The 18,779-nt window shown below is 35.8% G+C and carries 18 protein-coding genes; 2 read left to right on the forward strand and 16 right to left on the reverse strand.

The window, feature by feature from the left end; all coding sequences use genetic code 11:
- Position 1: 1 nt before the first annotated feature.
- From PB01_RS17025 to PB01_RS17040, 4 genes are all read right to left on the reverse strand, one after another.
- Positions 2-442 (reverse strand): hypothetical protein, encoded by a 441-nt coding sequence (locus tag PB01_RS17025; protein WP_151701284.1) that lies wholly within the window; start codon positions 440-442, stop codon positions 2-4.
- Positions 443-528: 86 nt separating this feature from the next.
- Complete coding sequence (locus tag PB01_RS17030) at positions 529-747, reverse strand: hypothetical protein (RefSeq protein WP_151701285.1); 219 nt, start codon at positions 745-747, stop codon at positions 529-531.
- Positions 748-817: 70 nt separating this feature from the next.
- Positions 818-1,846 (reverse strand): nucleotidyltransferase-like protein, encoded by a 1,029-nt coding sequence (locus PB01_RS17035; RefSeq protein ID WP_151701286.1) that lies wholly within the window; start codon positions 1,844-1,846, stop codon positions 818-820.
- Entirely contained in the window at positions 1,843-2,457 is a 615-nt protein-coding gene (locus PB01_RS17040) for a Cap15 family cyclic dinucleotide receptor domain-containing protein (RefSeq protein ID WP_151701287.1), read from the reverse strand. Before PB01_RS17040 ends, PB01_RS17035 begins: the two co-directional genes overlap by 4 nt.
- Before the next feature lie 685 nt (positions 2,458-3,142).
- Here PB01_RS17040 and PB01_RS21530 point away from each other — a divergent pair.
- Positions 3,143-3,919, forward strand: a complete 777-nt coding sequence (locus PB01_RS21530; RefSeq protein WP_225986083.1) for a hypothetical protein — start codon at positions 3,143-3,145, stop codon at positions 3,917-3,919.
- 1,117 nt (positions 3,920-5,036) lie between these two features.
- Here the strand turns inward: PB01_RS21530 and PB01_RS21535 are convergent.
- Entirely contained in the window at positions 5,037-5,663 is a 627-nt protein-coding gene (locus PB01_RS21535; protein ID WP_225986285.1) for a site-specific integrase, read from the reverse strand.
- A 3-nt stretch (positions 5,664-5,666) separates the two neighbouring features.
- The gene (locus PB01_RS21540) at positions 5,667-6,185 is read right to left on the reverse strand and encodes an Arm DNA-binding domain-containing protein (protein WP_225986084.1); all 519 of its coding nucleotides are present in this window, start codon (positions 6,183-6,185) and stop codon (positions 5,667-5,669) included.
- Positions 6,186-6,299: 114 nt separating this feature from the next.
- Here PB01_RS21540 and PB01_RS17055 point away from each other — a divergent pair.
- Positions 6,300-7,468, forward strand: a protein-coding gene (locus tag PB01_RS17055; protein WP_151701289.1) for an IS3 family transposase whose coding sequence is annotated in 2 segments (ribosomal slippage) — positions 6,300-6,573 and positions 6,573-7,468 — 1,170 coding nt in all. Because the reading frame shifts where the segments join, the coding sequence is not laid out codon by codon here.
- Positions 7,469-7,644: 176 nt separating this feature from the next.
- Here the strand turns inward: PB01_RS17055 and PB01_RS17060 are convergent.
- From PB01_RS17060 to PB01_RS17105, 10 genes are all read right to left on the reverse strand, one after another.
- A complete protein-coding gene (locus tag PB01_RS17060; RefSeq protein WP_192797384.1) occupies positions 7,645-7,875 on the reverse strand; it encodes a DNA cytosine methyltransferase in 231 nt (76 codons plus the stop codon).
- 13 nt (positions 7,876-7,888) lie between these two features.
- On the reverse strand, positions 7,889-8,467 hold the full coding sequence (locus PB01_RS17065; protein ID WP_225986085.1) for a hypothetical protein: 579 nt from the start codon (positions 8,465-8,467) through the stop codon (positions 7,889-7,891).
- A gap of 757 nt (positions 8,468-9,224) precedes the next feature.
- Positions 9,225-10,448 carry a CaiB/BaiF CoA transferase family protein gene (locus PB01_RS17070; RefSeq protein WP_192797385.1) on the reverse strand — a complete coding sequence of 408 codons (1,224 nt, stop codon included), beginning with the start codon at positions 10,446-10,448 and terminating at the stop codon, positions 9,225-9,227.
- A 55-nt stretch (positions 10,449-10,503) separates the two neighbouring features.
- The gene (locus PB01_RS17075; RefSeq protein WP_225986086.1) at positions 10,504-11,697 is read right to left on the reverse strand and encodes a thiolase family protein; all 1,194 of its coding nucleotides are present in this window, start codon (positions 11,695-11,697) and stop codon (positions 10,504-10,506) included.
- 23 nt (positions 11,698-11,720) lie between these two features.
- Entirely contained in the window at positions 11,721-12,566 is an 846-nt protein-coding gene (locus PB01_RS17080) for a helix-turn-helix domain-containing protein (protein ID WP_151701292.1), read from the reverse strand.
- Between the two features lie 78 nt (positions 12,567-12,644).
- Entirely contained in the window at positions 12,645-13,352 is a 708-nt protein-coding gene (locus PB01_RS17085) for an ABC transporter ATP-binding protein (protein ID WP_151701293.1), read from the reverse strand.
- The gene (locus tag PB01_RS17090) at positions 13,339-15,171 is read right to left on the reverse strand and encodes a branched-chain amino acid ABC transporter ATP-binding protein/permease (protein WP_151701294.1); all 1,833 of its coding nucleotides are present in this window, start codon (positions 15,169-15,171) and stop codon (positions 13,339-13,341) included. Before PB01_RS17090 ends, PB01_RS17085 begins: the two co-directional genes overlap by 14 nt.
- Positions 15,125-16,012, reverse strand: coding sequence for a branched-chain amino acid ABC transporter permease (locus PB01_RS17095; RefSeq protein WP_151701295.1), 888 nt, complete (start codon positions 16,010-16,012; stop codon positions 15,125-15,127). Before PB01_RS17095 ends, PB01_RS17090 begins: the two co-directional genes overlap by 47 nt.
- A gap of 32 nt (positions 16,013-16,044) precedes the next feature.
- Complete coding sequence (gene fabG, locus PB01_RS17100) at positions 16,045-16,788, reverse strand: 3-oxoacyl-ACP reductase FabG (protein WP_151701296.1); 744 nt, start codon at positions 16,786-16,788, stop codon at positions 16,045-16,047.
- 173 nt (positions 16,789-16,961) lie between these two features.
- Complete coding sequence (locus tag PB01_RS17105; protein ID WP_151701297.1) at positions 16,962-18,155, reverse strand: ABC transporter substrate-binding protein; 1,194 nt, start codon at positions 18,153-18,155, stop codon at positions 16,962-16,964.
- Between the last annotated feature and the right edge of the window lie 624 nt (positions 18,156-18,779).

Below are 18,779 nucleotides of genomic sequence, written 5' to 3' on the forward strand. Positions count from 1 at the left end.
GTTATGAAACACCTCCGCAATAAGGGCAATATGGTTTTATTGAATACGAAATTGGATTTATTTTAATAACCCTATCACAACAGTTCGTTTTAAATAGTTCAAGGTCATCTTTTTCGTACAAGGTTGGTGAACTGTCCTTTATTAATGGTGTGGTCTTTATACGAACATTTTTAGAACTTTTTTTACTTAATCCTTTAAACATATCGTTTAAATAATCTTTAACTAGATTAGTTGCTTCAATCTCTGCTGCTTCTATTAAATCATCAGAACAAAATGCATCAATTTCATCATTTAAGCCACAACTTGGACAATAAATTATATTGCCTTCAAATTCTTCAAACTCATTCATTTCTAACTTAAATCGTTCGTGACAGTGAGGGCAATTAAATGATACACAGTTATCTTCATCACTTGATTTTAAAATAGATGTATAATATTCCATTTTTTCCTCCTTTTTGGTGATTATATCTTTTTTAGTTGAGTAGTTCAATAAACATATTAAGTATAGCTAATTAGGGATTTAGGAATTCATCTCTTTGCCAATTTATAAAAAGCGTTCTTTTTCACACCGATTTCCTTCATGGCTTTTACAGAGGTTATCTCTTTTGTTTTCCGGCGATCATATTCATGTTTGAATTCCTCAGTAACCGTAACCTTAGGACGGCCAAATACTGTACGATTTTGTATAGCCACATCAGTTCCTTCACGCTGCAGTCTTCGAATTCTGTCTCGTTCCCCTTCTGCCATCCATTTTTAAGACCTCTAAAACGTTAATTATAGAGGTCTATCTATTTCTATTTTTCTATATAAGGATGGTTTAATTAAATATAGAAGTTTTTTGCTCCTTTAAAATATCGGAATATAAATCTTCTAATTCTAAAGTTATTCTTTGTAAATCTACTAGTTTTGCTTTTTCGAAAATTTTTCTGGAATGATCAGGAACATACAGGCTGTTTCTTTTATCGTCATTATTACAAAGATCCATCAAGAAAAATAATGCTTTTTCAATTAATGTCAAAGGCGTATTGGACTGTACATAGGTTGATGATTCCATATGGAAAGGAATAGCTGCTAAATCATAACTGCTTAAATTAATTTCTTTTTCTGCATCAGCTTTTAAAGTTTTCAATAAGCGCACTATTTTTTTAAAGTTTTGCAATGAGGCATCATCTTTTGTTTTTAGTAAGTAATTATGGAAAAAAGGCGTATTTGTAATTCGAACCATCTTTTGACTATCAAGAACCATAATTCCTCTGTAAGTCTCATCTTGCCGCGAAGTGTATTCAGTTGTATCATACCAATTACTAGGTACAACATCGACCTTTCTACTTAAAGAGCCCCCTTCTAATGAAATAGACTTGGCTCCTGAAGTATCTACATTTACAGCAGGGAAAGCATTTTCTAGTAAACAAATAGAATCTAATCTCAATTTATATAATTCATCGGTTGGATTTCCTTGGTAAGGATTAGATGGTTTTTGTGGTGGCTCAAGTGTATAAAACTTGTCTGTTATGGCTAATAAATCGATATCACTGTGGGAACGAATATGAGTATTATTTGTTACAGATCCTTGATACCTAAATGATAAACTATGACCTTCGTTCTCTAATCTCTGAAGCTGATTTTTAATACGATCACCTGTTTTGAATGTATTATCTGTGTAAGTTTTATCAACTGCTTGCATTGCCCCTAATGCATATTTGAAACTTTCAGCTACAGTATATAACTCATATGATTCAGTAATAGGTTCGAATCTTTCAAAATCCGTTGTACTTTTATAAAAAATATATTCTTGTCTTCGATTCTTTAAATCACTAAGTCTTTTTTCATAGTTTAATTTTGTCATTCAGCAGCCTCTTTTCTTAATTTCATCACTCCATAAGATGTACGCTCTTTTATATTGTTAAAATAATATCCCTCAGCTGTTTTTAAATCTTCTGAAAAACAGAGTACACAAAAACCTTCATGTTTTTTCAACTCTGCCTCCGCTATATTTGGAGTATTATTGTAGTGATATGAAACTTCATATCCTTTACCTTCAACATAATTAATTCCACCGACTACACTTTTTGATTCAGAAGTGGAAGTTGTAGTCTTTAAAATTATTAATATTTTATCCCATGACTGTGTAATTGTTATTGATCCTTTCCAAGGAAATTCTTGTTGCAGTGCTATGTTATTCGAGATTGCGTCACAATCCCACTTACCTGATAGATTAGGAAATTTCATTGTTTTAGAAAAAAACTTGTTCTTCCAAAAAAAATGATTGAATAACCAATAAAAAATTAGAAAAACTGTAAAAATACTTACACTAAAGGACAACATGAATGTTGGTAAAATAAACGCAATGATTTTGTTAAACAGCAATGATAAAATAGAAGTTAATCCAACCGACATTAATGCAAGATAAAATAATATCTTATGTCTCGGGTGGCTAATTACTGTATATTCGTGCATAAAACCCCTCCAAAAAGCTAATAAAAGCTTCATATATAAATTCAACTCTCATATTGTATTTCCCTTGTTGCTCCTCAAAGCAAGGTAATTTAAAACTGAATTGTCCTTACTCCTTCGAATTTATACCAGGTTGTCCAAAACGGATAGACATTACTTTATTGAACCACAGGTAATCCATTAATCAGTATAGTTCGTAACATCCCTTCTCTGTTTATATGGGAAGTAATTTTCCTGTATGGACAAGTTACCAAGGAATTTCATGTCCGATTTATTTCTAAACTGTTTTTCTGTCGAGTATTAATTTCGAAGATTCGTTAGCCTTCGGCACATCTCTTCCACAGGAAAATTCTTACCATATTCACTTTTTCAACCATTCGGTATTTCCAATGGCATACCTGCAGACTTTACCTAAGAGATTATCACCTATCGTTGTTCCTCCCTCCTAAAAACACATCATAAAGTGTACTTATAAAACAAACATTACTACATGTTGTGTTTTTTTGCAAATTAAGGAGATTCACTAAAGTCATATGTAACAATGGTCAAGAGACTAAATTCCTAAAAAATAATATTAAAATAAAACAGATTTTATTTATAAGATTGATATGATGGTAGAAGGGATAGAATAGATGTTATAGTTTTTTTGTAATATATATATTTATATATAGGGGATGGAAATAGAAAAGTGTCTAAATCAAAAAAACAAATAAAAATGTTATGTGGTATTGAATTTTTGTCAAATTTGGAATTGTGGAACGTCTTGTTGCAGGCTTTTTTCGTAATCATTGTATGTATTCCGTTCATTACAGTAGATATTCGGTATATTGTAATGTTGTTATTGGTAATTACTTTTATACTGCAACTAGCTGTATTTTGTTTTCGTTGTAAGAAATTTAATTATATTGCTACTTTCAAGATATATTTAGCACTTTTGTTTCTTATATTAGTGGTATTTGGATTAATCATTATTTTATCTCTAATGCAACAAGTAAATATTTTCATAGAAATTGTTACTGCATGTTGGATGATTATCTTCTTTATTATAGGATTTTTAGTTATCAAAATCACAGTAAAATTTTTATTCTACTGGCGTATGAAAAAAGTTTTTCCTTTTGAGGGGAAAAATCCGGCTCAAATAGAAATATCTTTAAAAAAATTATCTCCTTACATATCGTTAGAAAAACAAAAGGCATACTTAATGATAAGTTATGGAATAAATCTCATTGTTTATGTTTTTTATATTTATTTTTGCTTTTTAGTTTTTAAATTATCAATCTTTACAGAAGTGCCAGTTTTGAAAAAAGTTCAAGCTTATATAGTTAACTGGAGCTTTATTAATTCTTCAAATGCAATTGGTCTTTTCTCTATATTCATTGCATTAGTAACAATCTGTGTACCAGCTCAACAAAAAATAGTTCGAGAAGCTGAAAAAGAAATGTTGGAGAAATATAATAACAATTAATTCACTATTGACGTCCAGACTACCCCTTTCATCACAAGCAAATAACACTTCGTGTGAAAGTGTAAGTGTTGCTTTTGCATTAACACTCTCATAATCAATCGCTATAAGTACCTAACAGCGACTAGATTCCTGTATCGTTTGAAACTGCCATACCAAACTTAGCGACGACCTAAAGCTATGGCTAAAGGATAAAGGGATTACAGTTGCAGTTCCTATTATTGTGAGCATTTTTTCTCCATACGCCCAAGCAAGTAAAGCGTCAGCTTGGGCTTTACAATTTGAGTTCAACTTACCCCCTTTCCCCAAAAGAAGCATAGACAGTCAAATTTTTGGGTTTTAAGCGGCTATTCTATCTATCCTCTGGCATTATCATTGTTCTAGAATTAACATTCATTTTCTCAAAACCATTTTTTCCCGTTCAGCTTGTTAGGGAAATCAATTTTATTTCCATTTATTCATTCCTTTTGCTCGAGTTTCAGTCTTTTTTGCGTTAAACCTTCTTATAGCAACCTCACCGTAGTTTAAAAACCTCACTATTCTATATAAATAATCTTCCTATGAAGAAGTACTTTTTTCTCTATAAAAAATATTTTCTTAAATGAACTAACTTGCTAATATGAAAGGAATAGTTGTTATTTCTAATACTTGATTCTAATGCAAGCTGTTAATGGATTAGTGAGAATTCTATCTGAAGAAATCTATAAGACATTTGTAACGAAGGTAATACTGAAATTAAATCATATAGGAATAGCTATTACTGAAACTGTAGTATCCTGTTTTCATTAAAAAAGTAATACAGACCACCTGTTTACTCTTTTGTCCGCAATTTGTCCGCATAATTAATTTTTTGTATCGATTTTATTTTACTGAATTGATTTTCACAGCTGCGAAAACCTTATTAAATCAGACTTATTTAACGTAATCGAACTCAGTTTATCCAATTTACATAGGTGAGATAAATTCGACAAGGTGGAGGTCGCTGGTTCGAGACCAGTCGGGACCATTATAATCCTAAGTCTGTAAGCGTTGTTATATCAACGTTTGCAGGCTTTTTCATTTACTAGAATATTTATCCGTAAAGCTCTATTTTTGAATTGCCCGCAATTTGTCCGCAAAATTATTCTATATCTTTCTCAATGTCATTGTTTTGAATGGTATCGTGAAAAATTTCTGCAATTTCATTTTTAGCACCAGGTAATAAATGCGCATAAAACTCTAATGTTATTTTTGGATTAGAGTGACCCATTAGACCAGAAACTGTAATGATGTCAAAGCCTAATGAAATAAGGAGTGATGCATGGGTATGTCGAATATCATGGAACCTAATATTTGTTACTTTAGATCTCATTACGATACGCTTCATTACTCTAACAACATTACGTGGATCTTGAAAAGTACCTGTAATCGTACTAATAACTAAGTTGTTATCCTCAAATAAATTGCCCACTAAATCCTTCCAATCCTCTACCCTTTTTTTATGATTTACTAATTCATTCAGCACAAAATTAGGGAAAGGGATTTGTCGCTTAGATTTTTTTGTTTTCAATGTTGTAAAAAAATAACCATTTTTAGGTACATAAGCTAAAGATCTTTTAACATGAATTATTTTATTCTGTAAATCTATATCACTCCACTGTAACCCTAAAATCTCCCCTCTACGCATTCCTGTGTAAATAGCAAGTAAGAAGGTTAAGTAATGTTGCTCACCTTTACAGCTATTAAGAAAATCTTGTATCTCTTGTATTGATCAAATAGCCATTTCCTTATACCTCACTGCTGGAGGGTCTGCATCTGTAATAGGATTAAACGCAATTTTCTTCCATTTAACTGCTTGACTAAATGCTTGGTTTAAAAGTTGATGCATCTTCCGAATATAGCTGGTACTATAGTTTTCTTTTAATTTTAGATTATAAAAAACATCAATATCCCCTGTCGTAATTTTAGCGATTTCTTTATGAGCAAAGGAATTTTCAAGTAGAAGATGTTTCTCTATAATATACCTACTATTTGACGCTGACGTTTGTTTAATACGATTTTGATAATGGTTTTCAAACCACTCTTTAATGTAATCGGAGAAAGTTTCTTTGCTTAGCTCTATATAACGATTTTCATCTAATAGTAATTCAACCTTCCGTGCAGCAGCCTCAGCATCCTTTTTCCGAATAAATCCACCTTTTGTTGTTTGTTTACGCTTCCCTGTCAGCGGGTCTTGTCCAATATCAATTGCATACGAGTATGTTTTGCCTCTTTTTCTGATGTGCGCCAATTTTTTCATTCCTCCATTTTTTTTTGCACAAAGAAAAGTAAACAAGTGGTCTAATGACATTCTGATGAATAGTCTACACTTAGTTGGACAGTAAAATTAAGGGCAAGTAGAATAATAGATAACAAGAAGGAGAATCTACTATGTCCAGTAAAAGAAGAACGTTTTCAACAGAGTTTTAAAAAACAAGTGGTGGCCCTATATGAAAATGGAAAAAGCCGTCAAGATATTGCCCGAGAATATGAATTAACCGCGTCTGCTTTAGACAGATGGATTACGCAATTCAAACAGTCAGGCTCCTTTAAAGAGAAAGACAACCGACCTTCGGTTGAGCAAGAACTGATTGACTTGCGTAAGAGAAACAAACAACTCGAAATGGAAGTCGACATTTTAAAGCAAGCCGCGCTGATCATGGGACGAAAATAGATGTGATTCAAGAAAATCGTCACAAATATTCTGTATTAGCAATGTGTAAAGTCCTAAAAATAGCTCGTAGCACTTTTTATCATGACACGGGAATAGCCATTCAAAAAGAACAAGAAAAGCTAGCTGAAGAGCAAAAATTAAAAGATAAAATAGTAGTGATTTTCGAAGAGAATCGTAAAGTATATGGAACCAGAAAAATAAAAGATGCTTTAAAAAAGGCTGGTTTAACAGTCTCTAGACGACGTATTGGTCGATTAATGGACGAACTAGGAATTCAATCGAAATATACAAAACCATCCTATAAACCAATGTCTACCCCTCCAAATGAAACATCAGTTCGAAATGTATTAAATCGAGCATTTAACGTTGATAAAGAGATGTCTGTGTTAGTAAGTGACTTAACGTATGTGAGAGTAGGAGGAAACTGGAATTATATTTGTTTTTTAATCGATTTATATAACAGAGAAATCGTCGGGTATAGTGTCGGAGAACAAAAGGACGCAGCTCTAGTTCAGCGTGCCTTTAAGTCTGTTAGATATCCTCTGCAAAACGTAAAAATGTTCCATACAGATCGTGGATCTGAATTTAAAAATGTTGGTATCGATGAATTATTAAGTACATTTAAGATTAAGCGATCTCTAAGTCAAAAAGGAAATCCTTATGATAATGCGGTGGCAGAAGCGACTTTTAAGATTTTAAAAACAGAACTCATCAACGGGTCGCACTACCCTACACTTGAACAGCTGTCTCTTGAACTTTTCGATTATGTCAATTGGTACAATAATATCCGGTCGCACAGTAAACTGGGTTATCTAAGTCCGGTCGCTTATAAAAACTTAGCCCTTAATAAAGTTGTTTGATTTAGTGTTGACATACCAATGACTAGTCACTCATGTCCTCATTAACTTCGGTTTTGTTAGCCTTCCATCAAGCATAAGAAAGGCGAAACACCACAGAGAGTTAAATTACTACTCATCATTTCACAAATGAAAACTCACATATTTCAATCATTTCAAAGAAAAGTTTGCCGCTAATATCATTTTTTTATCCCTTTTCTTTTCGGATTTTGAGAGACAATTAAAAATGAAACACAGGAAAATCCACCTATTAATACATCGTGTTCAGGTAGCTCCTCATTAGTTACTTCTCTTACACCCCTAACATCAGGATTAATATTGAAATTCTGTGAGAAAACTGCTGCAATATTATCGTCTATCTCGTTTACATAAATTGTTTTGAATGGTAGTTTATCTAATAATCCTAACAATATTCTTTAACTATTAATGTTCTATCGCAAGCCAAAGCATCTTTTCTTGATTAATACTATAGTAGGCTAATAATTCCGTTACCCTATCTTTTGCAACTATCTGTTGTGCTGGATTTAACCAGTAATCTATTTCATCTTCCTGAAACCAAACCTCTCTAATAAATGCAAGATAAAATAATGTTTCCATTTCATTATTCATGAGGTAATTCATAATTTTATCGACGTCTTTTTGAAAAATACCATCTTGAACATTGGCACCTTTATATTTCATTTCAACTACGGCAAGAATATTCATTACACATTCACCTAGATAATTTGTTTTAGCTTTTAATGGATCAATTTCAACAACAACTAAGTCGATACGTTCCCCTACAATAAAGAATTCTGTAAAAATAGCTAAGTTATTCTTTTTTAGAAAAGTGTCTCCTAACCTTTTTCTAAGATGATAGTAGAAAGCGTTTTTCAATGTATCTTCTTTAAGCAACAAATGCTTGTTATAATCACTTTTAATATCTTTCGTCCAGACCTTTAAGATTGCCCTTTTAACAACTTGAGTACAGTTTTCTATCTTCAATGGTAAATCATTATTCAATTTTTCATTCTCCTACTCCTAGATTTCATTTTATTTTTGGTGATAAATGTTCATAAAAATGAGGTAGGAAATTTATTTCCTATCTCATTGTATTTTGCTTTCTATTTTTTACTAAAGCACCCGTTAGCTTAACAGCATATATCATTTTAGACATTGATGTAACAAGGTTTTAACCCCCTAATTACATCAAGCCGACCATAAGGCGAAAGTGTGTAATATCTTTCGCGATGTGTTACAAAAGCGCGAGATAACAAGGTTTTTTAGAATCTCAAGTGTAACATCTTTCACGGGATTCCACCGTTTTTCATTAGATTGCGTTAGCAAAATGTTAGTATGTTCTTTGCAACATATTAAGTATCATCTATACACACCATATGTGTTGAGGGTGGTGTAAATATTATTAAAAGATGTAGTAGAGTCTCACCAACTACCTACAAATTCCAACTATATTTATATATCTCTAAGCATTCATCTGAACAAAAGTAAACATTGTTAAGGCTATACTGATTACTTTCTATTTCACAACAATAAATTTCGCATTCCTTGCATTTCCTCACCCAATGACGTTCTTTACATTCACTACAATATCCCACATACAGTTGCTCATCCTGAGGAATTAGCCAATCAATCTGGTTGGAGTTTTCTACATTTTATAAGGAAAAAGTGGGCACTGAAATCCAGTTTATTTTGGTAGCCTCATACCTGAAGAACCCCTTCAAAGCCTTTTCGTGGCTCGAAGGGGTTTCTATTTAACAAATTAATTTCTATGCACCGCTAGTGTATCCTTTTCAACACTGATAATTTTGTTTGTTTGGAAGTCCTCAATTTCTTGATCTGTAAAGCCCAACTCCGTTAAAATCTCTGCTGAATGTTCTCCGAGACTTGGTGGAGGTGTGAATTTAGCTATAGGATTATCTTGAATCTTAATGGCAGCTCCAGGAACTGGAACCCCGCCTTTATCTCCCATTTTTAACGTTTGGATCATTTCTCTATGCTTAATTTGAGGATTGTTGAATACCTCATCTAACTTATTCACGGGGCTACTTGCAATTCCCCTTTGTTGTAAAAGTTGAAATGCTTCAAGTTTAGTTTGTTCACTCGTCCATTGAGAAATAGCTTCTTCTATTGTTTCCCTTCTTTTAAATCTCCCCTCTTTCGTATATAAAGGAGATTCACTTTGACCCCACTCATTTTTCCCTATTAGTTCAGTTAAATCTTTCCATTGTTTTTCAGACGCTAATAAATAGTTTGAGATGAATACATACCCATCTGTTGTAGGGAATGATTTCGAAAGTTCAAACCGATCTGTCTTTCCCCATCTTTGACTTGTAATACCGTGTAACTTGGCCTCAGCAACACTGAAGCCTAATAAGGATACTAGTCCGTCAAGCATGCTTATATCAACAAAGCGCCCGTGTCCTGTTCGTTCCCTATGAAATAGGGCAAACATCGTACCTAGAGCAGCTTGCATTCCAGCAATATGATCTGCTATGAAAAATCCGACATATGTCGGCGGACCATCTGGATGCCCTGTCAATTCTGCTAACCCACTCATTGACTGAATGACTCCATCATATGCTCCATAATTTTTATAAGGACCTGTTTGTCCGAATCCTGTAATATGAACCATGCTAATTCTAGGATTCACAGCTGAAATTGCGTCATAATCAAAACCCAATTTTTCAGGTACATTCGCTCCATAATTCGTTACTAACACATCAGCTGTTTTGACTAGACGAGTGAAAATCTCTTTGCCTTTTTCGCTTTTTAAATCAATTGCAATTCCTCTTTTATTACGATTCTCCGAGGCAAAGTACAAACTAATATCGTCATCCATTGGGGCAGAAGTTCTTCCGACTTCCCCCTCTGGTCGCTCAATCTTAATAACGTCAGCTCCATGATCTGCAAGTATCTGGCTACAGAATGGTCCTGCAATATAATGTGATAAATCCAAAACTCTGATTCCAGATAAAATTGACACAAACATCACCCTCAATCGAATTATTTGAAATTTAGAGACATATTATGACCATGCTTTATGCTCTTTCTAAGATTAAAGAAAATCCTTGTCCTCCACCAACGCAAAAAGTAATTAGCCCTCTCGATAAATCTCTCTCGTACATTTCTCTAGCTGTTCTTGCGACAAGAATGCCTCCGGAAGCGGCATTTGGATGTCCAATCGCGATAGCCCCTCCATTTGGATTCACTTTATCGATATCAATGCCTAGCTCGCGTATACACGCAAGTGATTGTGCCGCAAATGCTTCATTTATTTCAATGATATCAAAGTCATCAATTGACAATCCTGTCTTCTTTAGTAATTTTCGTGTGGAGTAAACGGGTCCTATTCCCATGATTGAAGGGTCAACACCTGCAGATGCAGATGCTCCGATTTTCGCCAAAGGTTCTAATCCATATTCTTCCGCTTTCGCTCTACTCATAATAAGAACTGCCGAAGCACCGTCATTTAACGGCGAAGAGTTTCCTGCTGTCACTACTCCATCCTCACTCATAACTGGGTTTAGCTTTGATAGCACTTCAAGATTTGTTTCTGGCCTAATGCATTCATCTTTTTGGAAAACCTTTGTTTCTCCTTTTCTCTGTGGTATATGAATAGGAAATGTCTCAGCATAGTAAAATCCTCTCTGCCACGCAGCCTCCGCTTTCAAATGACTTGCAAGCGCAAATTCATCACAATCCTGTCTAGAAATGTTATACATCTCCGCGAGATTTTCTGCAGTGGCAATCATAGAAGGATTCCCATATTCTTCATTGGTTGTTTGACCTGATAGAAACTCAAGCTTATCCGGATACGCCTTCTCTGGACTTTTTACATAGAACGGCTTTTGGGAGTGACTTTCAACCCCGCCCGCTAATACAACTTCGCATTGACCAGAAGATACTAGCATTGCTGCCCATGCTACCGCATTAAGTGAACTCGCACATTGGCGGTCAATTGTGATTGCGGGTACTTCGATAGGGAAACCTGCTTCAAGTGCTGCAACTCGCGCAAAGTTAAAAGAATGACTATCGAATAAATTCCCCATGATAATCTCATCAATATCCTGTGGATTCACCTTATGTTCTTCTACAACATTTTTCATTGCCATCGCTCCGAGCTCTACGGCTGAAAAGTTAGCGAGAGTACCGCGCATTTTCCCAACCGATGTTCTAGAAACTCCCACTATTACAGCGTCTTTCATACTTACTGAATTATCTACTCTATTCATTATTATTTATCCCCCCTTGGCATTTAAGGTAGTGGAATCGTTGCAATACAACTCACTTGAGAACTCGCAAGGGATAAACCGTAGAGTTCATTTTTCCGGAAGTTTCCGGGTGAGGTACCTACAATCTTCTTAAATGTCTTGATGAAATGGTAAACGTTGTTATATCCCACATTACTACTAATCTCCGATACATCTAAATTCGTATTGATCAGCAACTGAGCAGCTTGTTCGATTCGAACTTTATTTAAAAATAGGTTGATTGTCATACCTGTATTGCCCTTAAACGTTTTACAAATATAATTTTTGCTATGACCAACATGTTGTGCAACTTTGTCTAAAGAAACTTCAATGTCATGATTTTCTCTTATATACTCTTTAATTTGATCCGAAACTATTAACTTTTGCTCATTCATTGTCACATGCATCTTTTGATATCGAATTATATAATAGAGGGCAGCTAGTAGTGTATGTGTGCCAATCTCTCGATACCAAGGAGACATTTCAAGTCCTTCATTAAAGACTAAATTCAACATGGCCATTATGTTATCGGAGCCCATACAGACATTTGGAACATGATGTAAACTTTCTTTTAACTCGTTATTAAAAACCGCATATTTTACTTCCAGCATGCTTAACGATTTTCCATCTACGTCACGTGTGTCAGCAATGCCATGCCTATCATTAGGTCTAGTGAACAGGTACATACCCTGAGTCAACTTGACACGTTCCTCACCTGCAATAAAGTCCCCTTCTCCGCTAATTACATAATAAATTTGATAGTAATCATTATGTGAATGGGGTTCAAGAGAGCTTCCTGAAGGATATTCACTTTTAGCAAGCCATAATATGTTTATCATGTTAGTATCCATTTTTAATCACCTTAAGTAATTTCATTAGTTTCTTCTTGGTGCTTATAGTAAGTGAAGAAACTAATCAAATTAGTTTTTTTATACATTTCCAAGATACGCCTTTGCGACATCTGGATTCATACGAATCTCTTCTCCTGTACCTTCTAAAACAATACGTCCCGTCTCTATGACGTAGGCACGATCGGATATCTTCAATGCACTATTCGCCATTTGTTCAACCAAAAGCACGGTAACACCCGAGGCATTAATTTCCTTTAATAGATCAAAAACCTCATTTACAATGATAGGAGCAAGCCCTAGTGAGGGTTCATCAAGAATTAAAAAGGATGGTTCAGTCATAAGGGCTCTTGCAATGGCTAGCATTTGTTGCTCTCCCCCAGAAAGAGTACCTCCCAATTGTTCTTTTCTTTCCTCAAGCCGTGGGAAACGTTCGAAAATCGATTCAATCATGATATTTGTTTTCTTGGAATCCTTTACAATATGTGCTCCTAATAGAATGTTTTCCATTACTGTATGTTGAGGAAATATTTGTCTACCCTCAGGTACGATGCGAATTCCTTTACGCACCAGTTGGTCAGGACGATCATTGGTAATATCTTTTCCTTGAAAGGAGATACTTCCACTTTTCGCCTTATGAAGCGCGACAATCGTATTGAGAATGGTGCTTTTACCAGCACCATTCGCTCCTAAAACTGTAACAATCTCACCTTGTTCTACGTGGAAAGAGATATTATGAACAACTTCAGTTTTTCCGTAACTTACAGTTAAATCCTTAACTTGTAACATAGATTTCCGCCCCTTCACCCAGATAAGCGTTTCTTACAACCGGATTGGAATTCACGCTTGCAGGATCACCCTCTGCAATTTTTTTGCCATAATCAAGTACGGTAATATAATCGGATATCTCCATGACTAAATCCATGTGATGTTCGATCATTAGAACGGTAACTCCGGCCTCCCGAACTTTGTTAAGCAACTTCGAGAATTCCATCGTCTCTGTATCTGATAGGCCAGCACAAGGTTCATCTAGAACTAGAAGCTCTGGTTTCATGCTAAGAGCTCGCGCCAGTTCTAATAATTTCTGTTGCCCCGCTGACAGGCTCTCCGGTTCATTGTTCGCTTGGTGGCCTAGGTCTATTAAATCAAGGTAATCCATTGCTTCATAAAATGATTTTCTTTCTTCATTCCTCATTTTCCGTGTACGGAACATCGTATCGGTAAGTGAATAGCTATAAAATAGCCGTCCACCCATCGCAACATTTTCAACGACCGAGAGATTGTTAAAAAGTCTTACATGTTGGAATGTCCTCGAGACCCCCTGCCTTACCAGATCTACAATACTCTTACCCGTAATGTCCTTGTCTTTAAAAATAACCAGGCCTGCTGATGGCTTATCAACACCAGTAATCATGTTTAATGTTGTAGTTTTGCCGGCACCATTCGGACCAATTAGTGAGTGAACCGTCCCTCTTTTAATCGTCATGCTTAGATTTTCTACTGCAGTATGTCCCCCGAACTTCTTCGTAAGATCCTTAATAACTAAAATGTCATCACTATCGGAGTTAGTACCAACACTATTAACATTCTGCTTTATTTCAAAAGCTTTTTTGTCCCTTTTTTCCATGATGTATTGATTGTCATCTATTTCTCTGAAATGCTTTTTGATCGTTCCTGCAATACCCGCCGGAAGTACTTGTGGGATGACGACAAGTAGGGCACCATATACAATCTGTTTCAGGTCAGGTGCTGCATTAAATAGTTCTGGTATTAACGTAGCAATGATAGCACCGATAATTGGACCGCTAAGCGTCCCTTGCCCACCCAAAACCACCATCAGAAGAATGAATACTGTAAATTGAAAACTGAAGGTATCAGGGCTTAGATAGCCACTATAACTAGCATAAACGCCTCCAGCTAATCCAGCGAGTAATGAACTGAAGAAGTAGCCTATGATTCTATATTTACTGAAGTTAATGCCAACCCCTGCTGCTGCAATCTCGTTGTCTGTCATCGCAATTAAATCTCTACCCCATCGACTTTTAACGATGTTCCTCTGTACGACAATACATATTACTACTAGTAGTAGTATGAAATAGTATTTTTGAAGGGTATCTAGGCTGAAACCGAAAATAGTCCAATTTGAGACGAACAGCCCCTGTGAACCACCCGTAAACCAGGTCCATTCATTAAACACTCGATGCGCCATTTCTAGTAAACCAATACTTATAAGAGCGAGGTAATGGTGTTTTACTTTAGATGCTGGAAGGGAAACTAGCAAACCGACTACAGCAGCCGCTATTGCCCCTAGTATAAGCCCCACGAAAAACGGCAAGTTGTAGGCGGTAATGGCTACTGCTGACACATATGCCCCAACACCAAAATGTGCGGCAAATGCAAAAGAAGTTATACCACTAAAGCCCGCAGAAATGTTATAGCCAATTGCCAGGATAATGTAGATGAAAATTAAACTTACTAATCGCAAGTAGTAACTACCTGCTACTAGGGGAATAGCTAAACTAATCAATAAAAGAGCAACCCAAAGGATAATAAAATAAACTTTATATTTTTTCTGCAGTGAAGCTGCCTTTATTGAAAATTTTGGCACCTAATATCCCTCCCGGTAAAACTATAATGACAACAATCATAATTAAAAAGATAACGGCATCTTTCATACCACCAGGGATCATCAGCCCAACAAATCCCTCTAACAAACCTAAGGAAATACCACCGACAAACGCTCCTTTGGTATTACCTAACCCTCCGATTAACGCTGCTGCGAAAGCTTTTATGCCAAGTGCATATGTCATTGTATAGCTAGCAAAAGTTAAGGGTGCAATCAGTGCACCCGCGATTGCCGCAACCCCCCCTGATATCGCGAAACAGGTCAACACTACGACACTGCTTCGAATACCCATGATTCTTGCTGTATCCGGTTTATACGATACAGCCCTAACAGCTCTACCAAAACTAGTTTTTTGAATGACAAATTGATACGCGATACCAATTGATATTGCAATAACAATCATCATCATTTCGTGCAACATAATATTCGCACCGAACATACGGATATCTAGACCATTAAACAGGTATGGAAAAGCCTTTGGTTCTGTTCCGAATATCATTCGAGCAATATTGTCTATGATGATACTTGCACCGAATAGAGTGACAATCCAACTTGAATTTTTCGATAGATCTCCTAATCTTTCTACTGCTGTCTTATAGATCACCATACTTAGCAATATGTTAATCAATATGGCTAACAAAATAGCAAGTATATAATTCATATGAAAAACACTTATGAACCAGTAGCTTGTCATAGCTCCTATCATAATAACGGAGCCATGTGCAAAGTTAATGATACGAGTTGTAGAATAAATGATACCGATGGCAAGTGCCATTAAGGCATACATGCTCCCGTTAGCAAGAGCAAATATTAGTTCCTGCATATATACACCCCTCTCTTATCTTACTAGTCGCCTCATGTTGTTGCAGCACCACTAACAGTTATGCACTGCCCTGATAAGAAGCTTGCATCATCACTAGAAAGGAAAGACACAACACTGGCAATTTCATGAGGTTTTCCAAGTCTTCTTAAAGGGGTATTCTTTATATGTTCTTCTATAATTTCAGTCGGGACAGTTTTATACATGTCTGTTTCAATATAACCAGGGGCAACACAGTTAACGTTAATATTCTTTGGTCCCCCCTCCTTCGCAAGCGTTTTGGAAAAACCAATTAATCCTGCTTTTGATGCGGCGTAATTAGCCTGACCTACATTACCAAATGCAGATATGGACGAGATGTTTACAATCTTACCGAAGGCATTCTTCCTCATAATCGGTACGACATGTTTACAAAGGTAATAGGCACCTTTAAGATTTACATTTATAACAGCATCCCAAGCTTCATCCGTCATTTTGTGGAACATACTGTCTTGAGTAATCCCAGCATTGTTGACAAGGATGTCAACAGTACCGAAATGTTTCATCGCTTGAGAAACAGCTTTTTCTACTTGGTTGTCATTCGATACATCACATTGAATAGCCAGAACTTCAGCGTCACTAGTATCGAGTCTTGTAATCATTTCTTTCGCCAAGTTCAGATCATATTCAAGTACTGCAATACCTCCAATACCATCCTCTAGAAAGCGTTTAACGATAGATTCACCTATTCCTTTCCCACCCCCGGTAATAATTGCGTACTTACCTTCTAATTTTCCCATTCTAATACCTCCCAAATAGTTGTGGTTTTTCTTTTTATTGATTTCCAAGTCATATGTAGGGCAAGTCTTCCACTAAGATAAAATTTAAAATTACACCGCTAGAGTAGAGCTACGTTATGTCGATCTCCCAATTTCCATTACAAGTTTAGGAGATCGACAGTAACTAATTACAATTAATTTTTTATATACAGATCTCCATTAAACATTTCTGAGATCTTAACCATGATCAATTCTGATAAAGGGAACCCCTCGTGAGATTCCTCCGAAAAGGCATATTCATTTACAAAGACCGATTCGAATTCCGCCACATCATTTTCCAATACCTTTTTCACTTCAACAGTATCCGTCGTACCTGCTTTTTCAATTGCCCACTTTAGTAAATAAACTGCTTCATAACCTGATGTTACCGTAGTAGGGTTTGTATCACGTTTACCGTATTCACCATATTCCTCCATAATCTTCTGATACATCGCCCAATATTTCGGCCCTAACTCTGTTTGATTTGGCTCCACTGCCCAGTTGTTCATAGAAACAACTGACACATTATTAGCCCCAGGGCCAGCCAGTTCCTTAAAGTTAGGCATCGCCAATCCTGTATAGCCTATAACTTGCAAGTTATCAATATAGTCGATTCGCTCCAGGGACCTTACAATCTTCGCCCCATCAGCTCCTAAGGTCCAAAACAACGCTACATCTGCGTTAGCCTCTTTTATTTTTTGTGCGATAGGCGTCATGTCTGGATCATCCGACTTATAAGTAACTTTCACGGCAGGCTCAACGCCATATTCTTTTAGCGTCTTTTCCATAACTGCGATTCCATCCACACCAAGGGCAGAGGTATCAGCAACCAAAGCAATTTTCTGGTAATTTCCCTCAACTGCAATTTTGACAAGAGCTTTTGCCTGTATTTCATTTGACGGCATTATTCTAAAAGCATAAGGATTGTTTTTGCTGATAAGGTCTGTACCTGTTGCTACTGGTATCATAGAAATCACTTTATTCTCCTGGAGATATGCCATCGAAGCAGCTGCAGGAGTTGAATTTGTAGGCCCGATTACAAACCTTGCCTTTTCCTTGTCCACTATCTCCTCCATAAATGTTTTGGATTTTGTAGGGTCAGCCTCATCATCACGTGTGACGACTTTCACCTGAGCACCCAAAATACCTCCATTTGCATTAATCTCTTTCACCGCCATTTCTATCCCTTGAGACTGCGCTTTTCCATTTACAGCACTAGTCCCACTCATCGCTCCGATATTTCCAATTATGATTTCCTTAGGTGAACTGCTACTTGCTTTGTCTTCACCGCAAGCGGCAAGAAGTAGTAAAACGCTTAAAAGCAATGAAATAACCAGATTTTTTCTCATCAAATCCCCCTCAATTTTTGTGGTAACAAAGATAATAGTAACCAATTGGACGACAAACAATTTCACAGATCCCCCATTTTATAGCTCCGTGTAAGCCCTTACATTATTCACCACCCTTTCGTATTTGCCAATTAATATATGACAACTTAGAACAACAAATTTAACTATATTAATCTGCTAATATTTAAATAATCTGAACATTAACCCAATTTAGCATATAAAATAGGGCTAGTCAATACAATATATAGCAAACTTCAGTTTTTTATGAGCATCCACTATTTTTAATTGTCATAAATCATCTTGCTAACACGATGTATAATACGTCAATTTTCTAGTTGTTTTATCGAAATCAAATTGATTCAAAAGGAAAAGGGCTTCACGCAAAAGAAGTAGCAGAACTGACAGGCTTTGCACAACCATATTTCAGATATTGAAACTGGCCAGAGCAATCCTACATCGGAGCCGCTTTAGAAAATTAAAAAGAAAAAGAGCCAGAAGCATTATGCCTCCAACCCCAAATGATTCACTCCATATTCTCAAATGCTTCTGGATAATTAACCGTACCAATAACTTCCCCAGTACTTTGATTTACCGAATCGATTGTCAGATTCAACTTCTCTTCAT

Source organism: Psychrobacillus glaciei (assembly GCF_008973485.1).
GTDB classification, from domain to species: Bacteria; Bacillota; Bacilli; order Bacillales_A; family Planococcaceae; genus Psychrobacillus; species Psychrobacillus glaciei.

What these genes read in the sequence shown, in the direction of transcription:
- PB01_RS17040 (WP_151701287.1), bottom strand. Translation starts at nt 2,457, where the DNA reads ATGCACGAATATACAGTAATTAGCCACCCGAGACATAAGATATTATTT.
- PB01_RS17085 (WP_151701293.1), bottom strand. Translation starts at nt 13,352, where the DNA reads ATGTTACAAGTTAAGGATTTAACTGTAAGTTACGGAAAAACTGAAGTT.
- PB01_RS17025 (WP_151701284.1), bottom strand. Translation starts at nt 442, where the DNA reads ATGGAATATTATACATCTATTTTAAAATCAAGTGATGAAGATAACTGT.
- PB01_RS17105 (WP_151701297.1), bottom strand. Translation starts at nt 18,155, where the DNA reads ATGAGAAAAAATCTGGTTATTTCATTGCTTTTAAGCGTTTTACTACTT.
- PB01_RS17075 (WP_225986086.1), bottom strand. Translation starts at nt 11,697, where the DNA reads ATGAATAGAGTAGATAATTCAGTAAGTATGAAAGACGCTGTAATAGTG.
- PB01_RS17095 (WP_151701295.1), bottom strand. Translation starts at nt 16,012, where the DNA reads ATGCAGGAACTAATATTTGCTCTTGCTAACGGGAGCATGTATGCCTTA.
- fabG (WP_151701296.1), bottom strand. Translation starts at nt 16,788, where the DNA reads ATGGGAAAATTAGAAGGTAAGTACGCAATTATTACCGGGGGTGGGAAA.
- PB01_RS17030 (WP_151701285.1), bottom strand. Translation starts at nt 747, where the DNA reads ATGGCAGAAGGGGAACGAGACAGAATTCGAAGACTGCAGCGTGAAGGA.
- PB01_RS17035 (WP_151701286.1), bottom strand. Translation starts at nt 1,846, where the DNA reads ATGACAAAATTAAACTATGAAAAAAGACTTAGTGATTTAAAGAATCGA.
- PB01_RS17080 (WP_151701292.1), bottom strand. Translation starts at nt 12,566, where the DNA reads ATGGATACTAACATGATAAACATATTATGGCTTGCTAAAAGTGAATAT.